General features: G+C 71.0%; 14 protein-coding genes and 3 tRNA genes. 6 read left to right on the top strand and 11 right to left on the bottom strand.

Annotation, left to right across the window (positions count from 1 at the left end; translation table 11 throughout):
• Positions 1-256: 256 nt before the first annotated feature.
• Positions 257-853, bottom strand: coding sequence for a DapH/DapD/GlmU-related protein (locus tag ACH34Q_RS40395; RefSeq protein ID WP_395988481.1), 597 nt, complete (start codon positions 851-853; stop codon positions 257-259).
• 35 nt (positions 854-888) lie between these two features.
• On the opposite strand from ACH34Q_RS40395, the gene ACH34Q_RS40390 reads away from it, so the two are divergent.
• Positions 889-1,719 (top strand): glycosyltransferase family 2 protein, encoded by an 831-nt coding sequence (locus ACH34Q_RS40390; RefSeq protein ID WP_395988480.1) that lies wholly within the window; start codon positions 889-891, stop codon positions 1,717-1,719.
• A gap of 190 nt (positions 1,720-1,909) precedes the next feature.
• On the opposite strand, the gene ACH34Q_RS40385 is transcribed toward ACH34Q_RS40390, so the two are convergent.
• The 9 genes from ACH34Q_RS40385 to ACH34Q_RS40345 all read right to left on the bottom strand — a co-directional run bounded on the left by ACH34Q_RS40385 (position 1,910) and on the right by ACH34Q_RS40345 (position 8,898).
• Positions 1,910-2,881 (bottom strand): glycosyltransferase family 2 protein, encoded by a 972-nt coding sequence (locus ACH34Q_RS40385; protein WP_395988479.1) that lies wholly within the window; start codon positions 2,879-2,881, stop codon positions 1,910-1,912.
• 258 nt (positions 2,882-3,139) lie between these two features.
• Positions 3,140-3,222: transfer RNA gene (locus ACH34Q_RS40380), tRNA-Tyr, on the bottom strand.
• A gap of 42 nt (positions 3,223-3,264) precedes the next feature.
• Positions 3,265-3,339, bottom strand: a tRNA-Leu gene (locus ACH34Q_RS40375).
• A 27-nt stretch (positions 3,340-3,366) separates the two neighbouring features.
• Positions 3,367-3,439, bottom strand: a tRNA-Leu gene (locus ACH34Q_RS40370).
• A 289-nt stretch (positions 3,440-3,728) separates the two neighbouring features.
• A complete protein-coding gene (locus ACH34Q_RS40365; protein WP_395988478.1) occupies positions 3,729-5,216 on the bottom strand; it encodes a protein kinase in 1,488 nt (495 codons plus the stop codon).
• A 147-nt stretch (positions 5,217-5,363) separates the two neighbouring features.
• On the bottom strand, positions 5,364-6,467 hold the full coding sequence (locus ACH34Q_RS40360; RefSeq protein WP_395988477.1) for an NAD(P)/FAD-dependent oxidoreductase: 1,104 nt from the start codon (positions 6,465-6,467) through the stop codon (positions 5,364-5,366).
• A 9-nt stretch (positions 6,468-6,476) separates the two neighbouring features.
• The gene (locus ACH34Q_RS40355; RefSeq protein ID WP_395988476.1) at positions 6,477-7,511 is read right to left on the bottom strand and encodes a PDR/VanB family oxidoreductase; all 1,035 of its coding nucleotides are present in this window, start codon (positions 7,509-7,511) and stop codon (positions 6,477-6,479) included.
• Positions 7,508-8,371 carry a metal-dependent hydrolase gene (locus ACH34Q_RS40350; RefSeq protein WP_395988475.1) on the bottom strand — a complete coding sequence of 288 codons (864 nt, stop codon included), beginning with the start codon at positions 8,369-8,371 and terminating at the stop codon, positions 7,508-7,510. Before ACH34Q_RS40350 ends, ACH34Q_RS40355 begins: the two co-directional genes overlap by 4 nt.
• Positions 8,372-8,460: 89 nt before the next feature.
• On the bottom strand, positions 8,461-8,898 hold the full coding sequence (locus ACH34Q_RS40345) for a TetR family transcriptional regulator C-terminal domain-containing protein (RefSeq protein ID WP_395988500.1): 438 nt from the start codon (positions 8,896-8,898) through the stop codon (positions 8,461-8,463).
• Positions 8,899-8,959: 61 nt separating this feature from the next.
• On the opposite strand from ACH34Q_RS40345, the gene ACH34Q_RS40340 reads away from it, so the two are divergent.
• The gene (locus tag ACH34Q_RS40340; protein WP_395988474.1) at positions 8,960-9,583 is read left to right on the top strand and encodes an enoyl-CoA hydratase-related protein; all 624 of its coding nucleotides are present in this window, start codon (positions 8,960-8,962) and stop codon (positions 9,581-9,583) included.
• Positions 9,584-9,606: 23 nt separating this feature from the next.
• On the opposite strand, the gene ACH34Q_RS40335 is transcribed toward ACH34Q_RS40340, so the two are convergent.
• Positions 9,607-10,218 carry a hypothetical protein gene (locus ACH34Q_RS40335; protein WP_395988473.1) on the bottom strand — a complete coding sequence of 204 codons (612 nt, stop codon included), beginning with the start codon at positions 10,216-10,218 and terminating at the stop codon, positions 9,607-9,609.
• 89 nt (positions 10,219-10,307) lie between these two features.
• Between ACH34Q_RS40335 and ACH34Q_RS40330 the strand changes: the two genes are divergently transcribed.
• From ACH34Q_RS40330 to ACH34Q_RS40315, 4 genes are read left to right on the top strand one after another with little or no spacing between them, the layout of a single operon-like run.
• Complete coding sequence (locus ACH34Q_RS40330; protein WP_395988472.1) at positions 10,308-11,786, top strand: aldehyde dehydrogenase; 1,479 nt, start codon at positions 10,308-10,310, stop codon at positions 11,784-11,786.
• The gene (locus ACH34Q_RS40325) at positions 11,786-12,520 is read left to right on the top strand and encodes an SDR family oxidoreductase (protein ID WP_395988471.1); all 735 of its coding nucleotides are present in this window, start codon (positions 11,786-11,788) and stop codon (positions 12,518-12,520) included. Before ACH34Q_RS40330 ends, ACH34Q_RS40325 begins: the two co-directional genes overlap by 1 nt.
• Entirely contained in the window at positions 12,517-13,356 is an 840-nt protein-coding gene (locus ACH34Q_RS40320) for an NAD(P)-dependent oxidoreductase (RefSeq protein WP_395988470.1), read from the top strand. Before ACH34Q_RS40325 ends, ACH34Q_RS40320 begins: the two co-directional genes overlap by 4 nt.
• Positions 13,357-13,358: 2 nt before the next feature.
• Entirely contained in the window at positions 13,359-13,781 is a 423-nt protein-coding gene (locus ACH34Q_RS40315; RefSeq protein WP_395988469.1) for a carboxymuconolactone decarboxylase family protein, read from the top strand.
• The last annotated feature ends 10 nt before the right edge of the window (positions 13,782-13,791 follow it).

Below are 13,791 nucleotides of genomic sequence, written 5' to 3'. Positions count from 1 at the left end.
ACGGCTCGTGATACGGACACGAATCCGGGCAGCATTCATGGCAACCGCGATCTCACTACGTGCCCCCTTGTGACCCCACCGTGAGCAGGACCACCGAGTACCCGGGTAAGGACCGGCCCCGCCCCGAATACCGAGCTCGATAAAGGCACTCCATACCGAAAGCGCCCCGTACCGAAAGCCCCCGCACCGAAACCATTCTGACTATAAGTGCGGACCGGGCGGCCGATGCGGGTGTGGCCGGTGCTGGCCTACGGCGTCATCGGAAAGCGAGGGCCAGGCGTCCGTCGCGCTCGGTGTACTCCTCGCCGGTCTCCGGGCAGCGCCAGAGGCCGCCCGCCTCCTCCTTCAGCGGGACCCCGGCCCGGCCGACCCACCGGATCCGCCGCGCCGGATTGCCGACCACGAGCGCGAAGTCGGGTACGTCCCGTGCCACCACCGCGCCCGCCGCGACCAGGGCCCACCGCCCGATCGTCACCCCCGCCACCAGCACGGCCCGCGCCCCCACCGACGCCCCCTCGCGCACCGTCACGCCCAGCGCGTCCCAGTCGTCCGAACGCTTGACCTTGCCGTCCACGTCCACCGAGCGCGGATACAGGTCATTGGTCAGGACGGCGGCGGGACCGATGAAGACCCCGTCCTCCAGCACGGCCGGCTCGTACACCAGGGCATGGTTCTGCAGCTTCACGCCGTCCCCGATCCGTACCGCCGGACCCACGTACGCGCCCCGCCCGATGATGCAGTCACGCCCCAGGACGGCGTCCTCCCGTACCTGAGCCAGATGCCACACCGTCGTGCCGTCCCCGATGACCGCACGCTCGTCGACATCGGCGCTGGGCAGGATCCGAACTCCCATGAAGCGTCCTCCGTGGTTCATACTCACCCCTTGTGGTGAGCATCGTGATCCCCGCGCACAACGAGGCCAAGGTCCTCGGCCGCCTGCTGAGCGGGCTGCTGGAGTCGGCGCGGCCCGGCGAGTTCGACATCGTCGTCGTCCCGAACGGATGCACCGACGCGACGGCGCGGATCGCCGCCTCGTTCGGCGACGCGGTCCGGGTGGCCGAGACGCCCGAGGCGTCCAAGGCCGCCGCGCTGCGCCTGGGCGACGGTGCCGCCCGCGGCTTCCCGCGCCTGTACGTGGACGCCGACATCGAGCTGCGCACCGGCGATGTCCGCGCCCTGGCCAAGGCCCTGGACCATCCCGGAACGCTGGCCGCCGCCCCGCACCGCAGGCTGGCGATGAACGGCCGCCCCTGGCCCGTCCGCGCCTACTACGCGGTATGGACCCGGCTCCCCGAGATCCGCCGTGGCCTCTTCGGCCGGGGCGTCATCGCCGTCACCGAGGAAGGGCACGCGCGCCTCGCGGCGCTCCCCCACGTCATGGCGGACGACCTGGCCTCGTCCCTCGCGTTCGCCCCGGACGAGCGCGCCATCGTCGGCGCGGCCGAAGTGGTCGTCCATCCGCCTCGGACATTCGGCGACCTGCTGCGCCGCCGCGAGCGCGCCGCCGCCGGCACCGACCAGCTGGAGGAGGCCGGCCTCGACCAGCCCGGCGGATCCGCCCGTACGGGCCCCGCCGACCTCGCCGCCATCGCGCGGCGCGAACCCTGGCTCGTCCCCCACATCGCGGTCTTCCTCGCGGTCGCCGTCATCGCCAGGCGCCGCGCGAGCCGTACCGGCACCACGACCTGGCAGCGCGACGAGAGCAGTCGTGATTTTTGAAGCCCCGGCCCACGGCCGCTCGCCTGGCGGCTGTGTCCATAAGCCCCGGCCCAGGGTGCTCGCCTGGCGGCTCGCATTCTGACCGGTTCTTGTGCGAGCGCGGCATCGCTTCGCGATCTGCCCGATGAGGCTCGCCTCCGGCATCGCCGCACCGGCCAGGTAACGCGCTCGCGCGGTGGCCGGGGTCACATCAGGACCAGCCCTTGGACCACTCGCGCCGGCGGGTCCAGAGCGTCCGCCAGTCGTCGCCCTTGGCGGTGGGGCGTCCCTGCCGTTCGGGGCGCGCGCTCATCACGCGGCTCAAGGCGGCCCGTACGAACACGCCCGCGACGAGCAACCGCACCGCGCCCGTACCGACATGGCGGCGCATCACCGTGGCCTTGCCGGTGAAGAGCAGCACGAGCTTGCCCACACTGGTGGACGACCCGCCGCCCTCATGGCGGAAGACCGCTCTGCCGGTCACCATCGGGCGATAGCCGAGCCTTCCCGCGCGCAGGCACAGGTCGGTGTCCTCGCCGTACATGAAGAAGGCCTGGTCGAACCCGCCGGTCTCGTCCCACGCGGTCCTGGAGACGAGCATGAACCCGCCCGTGACGACCGGGACCTCGCGTACCTCGGCGGTCCACGGCCGGGGCGACTCCGGATCGAAGAACCGGCTGCCGGGGAAGACCGAGCTCAGCAGGCTGGCGAAGCAGAAGGCCGACCACCGCCCCGGCCGCCCCCACCAGCTTCGCGGATCGACCGTACCGTCCCGGCCGACGCAGCGTCCCCCGACGATCCCGGCCCGTGGCTCCGCGCTCGCGCAGTCGACCAGCGCGCCGATGCTTCCGGGGGCCGGTACGGCATCAGGGTTCACGAACACCAGCCACTGACCGCGCGCCCGGGCCACCCCCTCGTGGCAGCCGTACGCGAAGCCCCCGTTCCAGCCGCTGTCGACCACCCGCGCGTCCGGTGCCAGCTTCCGGGCCGCCTCGGCGGTGCCGTCACCGGAGTCGTTGTCCACGATGATCAGCTCGGCGGGCCGGCCGGACACCGCCCGCCGCACCGCCGCCACGCATTCCTCGAGATATCTGGTGCTCCGGTACGTCACGACGATGACGGACACACCGTCCTCCGGGAGCTTCGTACCCGCGAACCGGCCATCGCCGACCTCATGCCCCACCCGAGACCTCCCCCGTGCCCACCCATGGCGGTCCCACGATCCCGCACTCGCACGCCGTGACCACGGCCCTGACCGGTCGTGGTCAGGACGGGGCGCGGGCCGGGGAAGGCGTGGGGAAAGGATCGGGCAGGGACCGGGAAAGGATCGGGCAGGGACCGGGAAGGGATGGGGGAAGGGATGGGGCAGGGATGGGGGAAGGGATCGAGAAGGGCAGGGTACGACTCGCCGCCGGAAATGGAGCATCGGCGGCGCCATTTGTGGGGCGGGTGGGATTCGAACCCACTCAGCGCGAGGCACCTGGGTTACAGCCAGGCCCGACTCTCCCGCGTCGGCGCCACCCCTTGCGAACGACCATTCATGGAAATGGCGAAAAAGCCGTCCAGTACCCCCGGCGGGATTCGAACCCGCACCATTCCTGCTCCTCGGGCAGGCGCCTCTGCCAGTTGGGCGACGGGGGCATGGCGAACCTCGTTCAAAGGTTTGCGTGCGGCTCCCGGGATTCGAACCCGGAACATCCACTTCCTGAAAGTGGTCTCTCTGCCGTTGGAGTAGAGCCGCGCGTGAGGATCGAGGTAGGCGTCACTGCGATCCGCGCGGCCGGGCGAGAATCAGGAGGTGGGGTACCGGCCGTGGAGTGCGAGCGACGCCTCAGGCAGTCGATATAGCTCGGGCAGTCGATATAGCCCAGGCAGTCGATACAGTAGGCGCTTCATGGCCGGTCCTCCTCTCGGGGCTCTGTCGTCCGGCCCGTTCCCCGGGCCGACGTGATCTACAGTGCCAGCTCTTCCGGGATCGCGCAATCCCTTTTCAGCATTCAGTCGTGAAGTCGTCTAGCTCGTGAAGTCGTCTAGCTCGTGGAACCGTCGTCGGTGGCCCAGCCGATGAAGAGGAGCAGCCAGACGGCGACCATGACATAGCCCAGGGCGATACCGGTCGCCGCCATTCCCATGCCCTTCTCGCCGTTGCGCCTCATCTGGTGCCACGAGATATGTCCCGCGACGATCGCGGGAATCGACGGGAGTCCGCACGTGATGAGCCCGACCAGGCCGAAGACGAACGCGTAGACGGCGGAGCTGTTGGTCCGGACCGCCTTGTAGCCGCCCTGCGCGCCCTGGGGGGCCGGCTGGTGGTGGTTGTAGACGGCGGGACGGGCGTAGCCGGCCTGGTACTGCTGGGCAGGAGGGCGCTGCCCGTACGACTGTGGGCTGTACGGCTGCTGCCCGTACGGCTGCTGGGTGTACGACTGCTGGCCGTAGCCCTGCTGCCCGTACGACTGGGCCGCCGCCGCCCGGCGGTACCAGTACTCCGCCTCGGCGGTCTGGCCGCGCCAGTTCAGCAGGACGCCCAGGTTGTACATGGCCGCGGTGTCGCCGGACTCGGCGGCCAGCCGGTACTGCCGCTCGACCAGGGCCGCGGACTCGTCGGAGCCCAGCGCGGGCGGCGGCAGCGGCTGCGCCGAATGCGGCAAAGGCGCGGGCGCCGCCGTCTGCGCGCTGGCCTGTGTCTGCGGCCGCTGGGCACCCGGCTGTGTCTGTCCGGAGCCGGCGCTGGAGATGAGCCGTTCCAGCAACTGCTGGGCGGTCGGGCGGTCGGTGGCGTTCTTGGCCAGGGCGGCCCGGACGACCGTCAGCAGCGTGCCGTCCAAGCCCCGCAGGTCCGGCTCGCCGCTCATGATCCGGTGGATGATCGCCGGTAGCGTGTCGCCGCCGAAGCACGGGGTACCGCTGGCCGCGAACGCCAGCGTGGCGCCCCAGGCGAAGACGTCCGAGGCCGGGGTCACGTCCTTGCCGTTGAGCTGCTCGGGCGACATGAACGACGGGGTGCCCACCAGCCCGCCGGTGACGGTGAGCCGGGTCGTCTCCACCCCGCGCGCGATCCCGAAGTCGATCACGCGCGGCCCGTACGGCGAGAGCAGCACGTTCGCGGGCTTGAGGTCGCGGTGCACCACGCCCGCGTCGTGGATGGCGGTCAGCGCGGAGGCCATCCCGACCGCGAGCGCCTCCAGGTCGGCACCGCGCAGCGGCGCCGCGTCCTGCAGGCTCGAACCGGCGACGAACTCGGTGACCAGGTACGGCGGGTCGGCGCCCGGGTCGGCGTCCAGGACCGGCGCCGTACAGAACGGGCGGACCCGCTGCGCCGCCGCGACCTCCGACTCGAACCGGGCCCGGTACATCGGGTCGGCCGCGTGCTCGGACCTGATGACCTTGATCGCGACCTTGCGGCCGGAGGAGTCGGCACCGAGGTACACGGTGCCCATGCCACCCTCGCCGAGCCGCTTCTCGATCGTGTACGGGCCGATCCGCGCCGGAGGTTCGTGGTACGACGGGCCCGGCACGATGCGGTCTCCTCCTGTGGGGCGGCTGCCTGTTGAACGACTGGCTGGTGGGGCGCTGGCTGGTGGGGCGCTGACTGGTGGGGCGCTGACTGGTGGGGCGCTGCAGGCAATGGGGCAAGCCTCACAAGGTTCGCATACCAGCGATGCTCAGCGGGCGCCGAACCGCGCAGGACGGAACGGACCCAGCATCGCGGACTCGGCGCCGTGCACCTCGCCCGCCACCTCGTCGGCCAGCAGCGCCGAGAGCGTGATGCCGCTGTGCGTCGCGGCCACGTAGATCCGGGCGTGCGGGTCCGCGAAGCCGGTGACGGTCAGCCCGTCGGCGGGGATCGCACGCAGCCCGACCCGGACGTGCTCCATTCGCGCGCCCTCCGTGAGCGCCAGCACCCGGGACAGCCGCTCCAGCATCCCGGCGCCGATCACGGCCGGCGGGTCCAGCACCGGATCGGCCGTACCGTCCAGGTCCAGGGCCTGCAGATGGATCCGGCCGGCACCGTCCGGGCGGAGGTTGAGCCCGTCGGTATGGAGAACCCGCGACAGCCGCGCCGGTACGGGCGTCGTCACGCCCAGGTAGCCGTTGGTCGTCGCGCCGGACACCCTCGGGTCGAGCATCGGCACGGTGATCCCGGCGGAGGCGGCCAGCTCCTGCGTCCACCGGCCCGTGCAGGTCACCACGGTGTCGGCGGACTCCGTACGGCCATCGGCGAACGTCAGCCCGGCACCACCGGCACTGGAGGAGATCTCCCGTACCTCGGCACCGGTCACGACCTGGGCGCCGCCGTCGCGGGCCTCGCCGAGGAACCGTCCCAGCAGGCTGATCGGGTACGTGTGCGCCTCTTCGGGGAAGAACGCGTAATCGGCCGAGTCCGGCTGGATCAGGTCGGGCTCCAGCTCGCGCGCCTCGGCGGCGGTGACGCGCCGTACCGGATAGCCCCGCGCCTCCAGCTTGCCGACCCGCTCCTCGAGCCGGGCACGATGCTCCTCGCCCGCCGCGCACTCCAGGTTGCCGGTCGGGAAGAACCAGTCACCGCCGCCCTTCGCGAGCGCGTGATGGGCCTGGACGGCTGCGTGGTTGAGCGCGAAGTAGTGCTCGGGGTCCTTGTTGTTGGAGTTGATCCACGCGACCGACGTCCCGCTCGTCCCGGCGCCCGGCTCGCTCCGCTCGTACAGCGTGACCTCGGCGCCCCGCCGCGTCAGCCCGGCCGCGACGGCGGCTCCCACCACACCGGCTCCGACGACCGCGACGCGCATGACGACTCCTCAAAGATCCAGGGTGAGCCGCCCGCCCTTCGACCGCGACACGCAGATCAGCATAGAGTCCCCGCCCGGATCGTCCGCTTCGCCGTCCAGGAGGCCGGTCCGGCACGTACCGCAGAAGCCCTGGCGGCAGGAGTACGGGACGTCCGGCAGCGCGTCCCTGATCACGTCCAGCGCCGAGCGATCGCCCGGCACCTCCAGAGTGAGCCCGCTGCGCCGCAGCTCGACCTCGAACGGCTCCCCCGAAACGGCCGGCGGAGCGAAGCGCTCGTAATGCAGCGTCCCTTCGGCATGCAGGCTGCTCCCGTCCGGAACGAACGCCGCCCGTACCCCGTCGATCATCGGCGCCGGGCCGCAGCAGTAGACGGCGGCCCCCGCCGCGCCGCCCAGCAGATCCGCAGGCTCGGGCACGCCGTGCTCATCGTCGGTACGTACCGTGACCCGTTCCGAGGGCAGCTCCTCCAGGAACGGCAGCGAGGCGCGGGAGCGGCCCGCGTACACCAGCCGCCAGTCGGCGCCCATCTTCTGCGCCGCCTTGACCATCGGCAGGATCGGGGTGATCCCGATACCGCCCGCGATGAACAGGTAGCGCTCGCGGGCCAGGAACGGAAAGGCGTTCCGCGGCCCGTCCCCGACGATCGTCGCCCCCTCGGCCAGCTCGTCATGGATCTCGGCCGACCCGCCACCGCCGTCCGGAATGCGGCGGACGGCGATCCGGTAGGCACGCCGATCCTCAGGGTCGCCGCACAGCGAGTACTGGCGGCGCCGCCCCGACGGCAGCCGCACGTCCAGATGGGCGCCCGGCTGCCAGCGCGGCAGTACCCCGCTTTCCGGAGCGCTCAGCCGCACGCTGACCACGCCCTCCGCCTCCGGCCGCATCTCCCGTACGACCAGCGGGAACGTCCGGTCGACCGGCCGCACGTACGGGACCACGGGCTTGCGGATCGAATGCATCCGCTGGATGCCGTTGAACACCGCGTTCACCGTGACCCAGAACGGATCGCGGGCCCGCCGCCCGCGCAGATCGGGCGGGATCATCCGCGCGCCGCCGGGGACGAGGCCAGATACTCCAGCGCCTGCGTGGTGGAGCCCTCGTTCAGCGGGCTGTACGACCGCTGCAGGTAGCGCCGGACCGAACCGGCGACCAGCCGGTGATCCGGCGTCAGCCCGGCGGGCCCGGTACGCCGCAGATGATGCAGCCCGCCCCTGATCCGCCCCTTCACCACGGGATCGCGCGCCATCAGGAACCGGTGCCCCCGCTGCCACAGGCTCGCGAACATCACGCTGGTCTGCGCCAGGGCCCGCACCCTCGCCACGTACGAGCCGTCCAGGTGCATGAACAGGTCATGCGCGACATGCCGGTGCTCGACCTCTTCCGCACCGTGCCAGCGAAGCAGATCGAGCATCATCGGATGCGCGCCCGCCTCGTCCAGCCTTTCGGCGTTGAGGATCCAGTGCCCCAGCACGCCGGTGAAGTGCTCGATGGCCGCGATGATGCAGACCCGCTCGTTCAGCCACACCCGTGCCCGGTCGCCCTCGAGATCCCGGTCGCCGAGCAGCCTCTCGAACATCCAGTCCACCTGCCGGACGAACGGCCGCACGTCCAGGCCCTGATCCACCAGATGATCGAGGACCCCGTCATGCGAGGCCGCGTGCACCGCCTCCTGCCCGATGAACCCGAGCACGTCCTGCCGGAGCCGCTCGTCCCGCACGTACGGCAGCGCCTGCGTGAAAACCCGGACGAACCACTCCTCACCGGCCGGCAGCAGCAGATGCAGGACGTTGATCAGATGCGTCGCCGCCGGATCCCGGGGAATCCAGTGCAGCGGTACCTCCGACCAGTCGAAGCGGACGTCACGGGCACGCAGAACGATGTTCTCCGGCTCGGCGAGGGACACGGAGACCTCCCCGGGGGCTATTGACAGCTTCTTATTGACAACCTGCTTATTGACAGCCTGTCCAAGACGCTACTCCGCCGCCCGCACCCTCACAACGCACCGTCTCCGTGACCCTCCTCACGGATCGTCCGGGCCACGATCTCCCCCGTCACCCGCAACGGCCGGGTGTCATGCGCCGTACGGCTGAGCACGATAGCCCCCTCGAACGCCGCCAGTACGTAAACCGCCAACTCCTCCGCCCGCCCCGGCTCGATCCCCTCAGCCACGAACCGCCGCACGGTCGCCGCCTGCCAGGACGCGAACACCTCCGCGCACGCGTGCCGCAACGGCTCGCTCGTACTGGCCACTTCCAACGCCACGGTCGCGATCGGACACCCATCGCCCCACCCGGACTGCTCCAGCGCGTCCACACTCAACTGGAAAAAGCCCCGTACCGACTGCGCCGCGTCGCCCTCCGCACGCCCGTACACCAAGTCGAACAACCACAGGTACCGCCCGCCCGAATGCGCGACGGTCTCGACGCCCAACTGCTCCTTGCCCCCAGGAAAGAAGTGGTAGAGCGACCCCCAAGGCGCCTGCGCCTCCGACGTGATCTGCTTCAGCCCGGTCGCCGCGTACCCCTGCTCCCGGTACGGGAAGGACCCGGAGGTCCGCGCCATCGTCCTCACCGGAGCCGGCGGCACCTTCTGCGCCGGCAACGACCTCAAGGCGATGGCGGCGGGCGAGTTCCCCGTCCCCACCGAAGACGGCCCGCCACCGATGATCGTCACCCGTACGCCCGCGTCCAAGCCCGTCATCGCGGCCATCGAGGGCTACTGCTTCGGCGGCGGCTTCGAACTCGCCCTCTGGTGCGACCTGCGCGTCGCGTCCACGACCGCCGAGTTCGGCGTGCTCAACCTGGCTCAGGGCCTGCCCTGCCTGGACGGAGCCACCGTCCGGCTCCCGCGCCTCATCGGCCAGGCCCGAGCCCTCGACATCCTCCTGACCGCCCGCCGCGTCCCCGCCGCCGAGGCCGAGACCCACGGCCTGATCACCCGGCTGGTCGCCCCGGGCCAAGCCCTGCAGGAAGCCCTGGCCCTGGCCGCCACCATCACGGCCCTGCCACCCGCCGCCCTGCAGGCCGCCCGCCATTCCGTACTGACCCAGTGGTCACTGCCAGAAAAGGAAGCCACCCACCACGAAGCCCACCTGGCCCTACAGGCCCCGCTGTAAGGGCCAGGCACCGGCTCCAGGACTCAGGAGTGGGGATCTTCGCTGAACAGCTCAGCGGCCGAGTCGGTCTTGAGCGCGCGCTCCAACATCGACTCGAGTTCGACGGTGTCGGTGCACTCCGCGATCCGCTCGCGCTGCTCCCCGGTCAGCTGGATCCCGCGAAGATCCAGCAACTTCAGCAGGGCCTTGGCCTCGCCCCGGGCCATGCCCCTGGCCATGCCCCTGGCCTCGCCTCGAGCCTCACCCTTGGCCTCGCCTCGCGCCTCCGCGTCGCGGAAGACCTCGCTGAAGTAGGGGGACTCGGTCTTCATCTTCTCCTCCAGGAAGGTTCGGACGACAGTTGGGATGACCGCGCAGACGTCGTCATAGTAACGACGAGCGATCTGCATGTTCTTCGCCGCCAGCAGATCGGTCGCCTTCTGAGTGGCCAGGAGGACTTCCCTGCCGGACGGCCCCTCGCTGTGAAAGCACGCCGACAGGACACCGAGGGCGTAGTCGGCGGCGATTTCGTACGGGTCGGTCATCAGAGGGATGTGTTCCGACTTGACCACCATGGGGCACAGAACGTAGCCCGGGTGGCCCAGGTCGATCGGCTCGGCACACCACTCGGCCACCTTGGGGTTGGGCGCGATCACCAGGACGCTTTCCGGAATCCGGGGGGATTCGGAAGGCGATCGCTGGGTGGTCTTGCGTTCCGTCAGGTACTGAACGGTAGTCTGGACACGTGTCCAGAACAACCGATCGTTTGCTTGCCAATCCCTCTCCCCTACTGCTGGACGGGCGCCTGACCGGTGGGTCGGGCGGTACGTTCGAGACGCTGAACCCCGCGACCGGCGAGGTCCTGGGGTCCGCGGCCGACGCGACGGCCGCGGACATGGACCGGGCGATCGCCGCGGCGCGGCGCGCGTTCGACGAGTCCGGGTGGGCCACGGACGTCGCTTTGCGGGTGCGCTGCCTGCGGCAGCTGCGCGAGGCCCTGCAGCGCCATGCCGACGAGCTGCGCGAGATCACGATCGCCGAGGTCGGCGCGCCCCGGTTCCTCACGCACGGGGCCCAGCTCGACACGCCGGTGGACGATCTGGGCTGGTTCGCCGACCTGGCCGAGTCGTACGGCTGGAGCCAGGACCTGGGACGCGCCGAGCCGATGGGCATGCCCAGCCATCGGCGGGTCGTACGGGAACCGGTCGGGGTGGTCGGCGCGATCACCCCGTGGAACTTCCCGCACCAGATCAATCTGGCCAAGCTCGGGCCCGCGCTGGCCGCCGGCAACACCGTCGTCCTGAAGCCGGCGCCCGACACCCCGTGGTGCGCCGCGGTGCTGGGGACCCTGATCGCGAACGAGACGGACTTCCCCGCGGGCGTCGTCAACATCGTCACGTCGTCCGACCACGGGCTGGGCGCGCAGCTCGTCCAGGACCCGCGGGTGGACCTGGTGTCGTTCACCGGGTCGACCGAGACGGGACGCGCCGTCATGACCTCGGCGGCGGTGACCCTGAAGAAGGTGTTCCTCGAACTGGGCGGCAAGTCGGCGTTCGTGGTGCTGGACGACGCCGACCTCAAGGCGGCCTGCTCGTACGCGGCGTTCGCCGGGATCGCGCACGCCGGGCAGGGCTGCGCGATCAACACCCGGATCCTGGTGCCCCGCGACCGGTACGAGGAGGCCGCGGAGATCACCGCCGGGACGCTGCGGGCGCTCGGTGCCGACGATCCGCACGACGAGGGGACGATCTGCGGCCCGGTGGTCTCCGCCCGGCAGCGCGACCGGATCGAGGGCTACCTGAGGCTCGCCGTCGAGGAGGGCGGTTCCTTCGCCTGTGGCGGGGGCCGTCCCGAGGGCCGCGAGCAGGGCTTCTGGATCGAGCCGACGCTGGTCACCGGGCTCACCAACGAGGCCCGTACGGCGCGCGAGGAGATCTTCGGGCCGGTGCTGGTGATGCTGCCGCACGACGGTGACGACGACGCGGTACGGATCGCCAACGACTCCCCGTACGGCCTGTCGGGCTCGGTCTACGGCACCGACCTGGAACGGGCGCGGGCGGTCGCGGCACGGATGCGCGCCGGGACGATCAGCGTGAACGGCGGCGTCTGGTACGGCGCGGACGTGCCGTTCGGCGGCTACAAGCAGTCGGGGCTCGGCCGCGAGATGGGCGTGGCGGGCTTCGAGGAGTACCTGGAGACCAAGGCGATCGCGGAGGGTATCTGATGGGGTTCGACGGCAAGGTCGCTGTGGTGACCGGGGCTGCGCAGGGGATCGGTGAGGCTTACGCTCGGGCGCTGGCCGCCGAGGGGGCTTCGGTGGTGGTCGCGGACGTGGACGAGGCGGGCCGGGCGGTCGCCGAGGACATCAAGGGCCTGTACGTACGGACCGACGTGTCGGATCCGGCGTCGGTGGAGGCGATGGCGCAGGCCGCGGTGGACCGGTTCGGCGGCATCGACCATCTGGTGAACAACGCCGCGATCTTCGGCGGGATGAAGCTGGACTTCCTGTTCACCGTGGACTGGGACTACTACAAGAAGTTCATGTCGGTGAACATGGACGGCGCGCTGCTGTGCGCGCGGGCCTGCTACCCGCACATGCAGGCGCGTGGCGGCGGCTCGATCGTCAACCAGTCGTCCACGGCGGCATGGCAGTACTCGGGCTTCTACGGGCTGGCCAAGGTGGCGGTCAACGGGCTGACGCAGCAGCTCGCGCACGAGCTGGGCGGCATGAACATCCGGGTGAACGCGATCGCGCCGGGCCCGATCGACACCGCCGCCAACCGGGCCGTGGTGCCGGGCGGGATGTCGGAGAAGATCGTCCGGGACAAGATGGCGCTCAAGCGGATGGGGACGCCGGACGACCTGGTGGGGGCGTGCCTGTTCCTGCTGTCGGACGCGGCGGGCTGGATCACCGGGCAGATCGTGAACGTGGACGGCGGCGAGGTGTTCCGGGCATGACGGTCGGGTTCATCGGTCTCGGCCAGATGGGCGCGCCGATGGCGGGCCACCTGGTGGGGCACGGGCTGGTCGTGTACGACGCGCGGCCGGACGCGGCGCAGCCGCTGGTCAAGGCGGGTGCGCGGGCGGCGGGCAGCGTCGCCGAGGTGGCCAGGCACGCGGACCTGATCTCGCTGATGGTCCGCGACGACGCGCAGGTACGCGAGGTCGCGGAGGAGATCCTGGCCTCCGCGCGCGAGGGCACCGTGCTGGCGATCCACTCCACGATCGGCGCCCGTACCGCCGAGGAGCTGGCCGAACGCGCCCGCCCGTACGGCATCGAGGTCGTGGACGCGCCGGTCAGCGGCGGGTTCATGGGCGCGAGCGCCGGGACGCTGGCGGTCATGGTCGGCGGTACGGACGAGGCGTTCGAGAAGTGCCGGGAGCCGTTCGGGACCTGGGCGGACCTCGTCCTGCACATGGGACCGGTCGGTGCCGGCACTCGTACCAAGCTCGCCCGCAACCTGCTGCACTTCGTCGCGTTCACGGCGGCGGCGGAGGCGCAGCGGCTGGCGGAGGCGTCCGGGGTGTCGCTGCGCAAGCTGGGCCGGGTGGTCCGGCACACCGACGCGATCACCGGCGGGGCCGGCTCGATCATGCTGCGCGGCACCACCGCGCCGATGGCGCCCGATGACGAGCTGTACGACATCCTCGACAACGCGCGCAGCCTCGGCGAGAAGGACCTGACGCTGGCGCTGGAGCTGGCCGGCGAGCTCGGGGTGGACGCCCCGTTCGCGCGGCTGGCCCTCGAACGCTTCGCGGCCGGCCTCGGCCTGCCCGACCGGAAGGGAGCCTGAGCGTGGACGAACGCCGGCGACGCGGGCTGGACATGATGCGCCAGGTGTACGGGTGGGAGGTCGGCGAGATGGAGGGCGACTTCTTCGGGCTCACCGTCGAGCACCTCTTCGGCGACATCTGGACCCGGCCGGGACTGAGCCTGCGGGACCGGCGGCTGCTGCTCGTCGGGATGCTCGCCGGCCAGGGCCTGAACGACGTCCTGGACATCCAGATCCCGGCGGCGCTGGCCAACGGCGAGCTGTCGCCGGAGGAGCTGCGCGAGATCGGGATCTTCCTGATGCACTACGTGGGCTGGCCGCTGGGTTCCAAGCTCTGCGTGCAGATCGACACGCTGATCGCCAAGCACGAGAAGGCGCAGCGGCGGCAGCAACGGGAGAGGGATCTCGAAAAGGAGAGTGACCTCGAGAAGGAACAGGACGGCTAGGGCCTGTCTC

The sequence above is a fragment of the Actinomadura sp. 9N407 genome (assembly GCF_044326315.1).
GTDB lineage: Bacteria > Actinomycetota > Actinomycetes > Streptosporangiales > Streptosporangiaceae > Spirillospora.
Note: the sequence above shows the minus strand (reverse complement) of the source record. Positions and strands in the feature narration are given on the sequence as shown.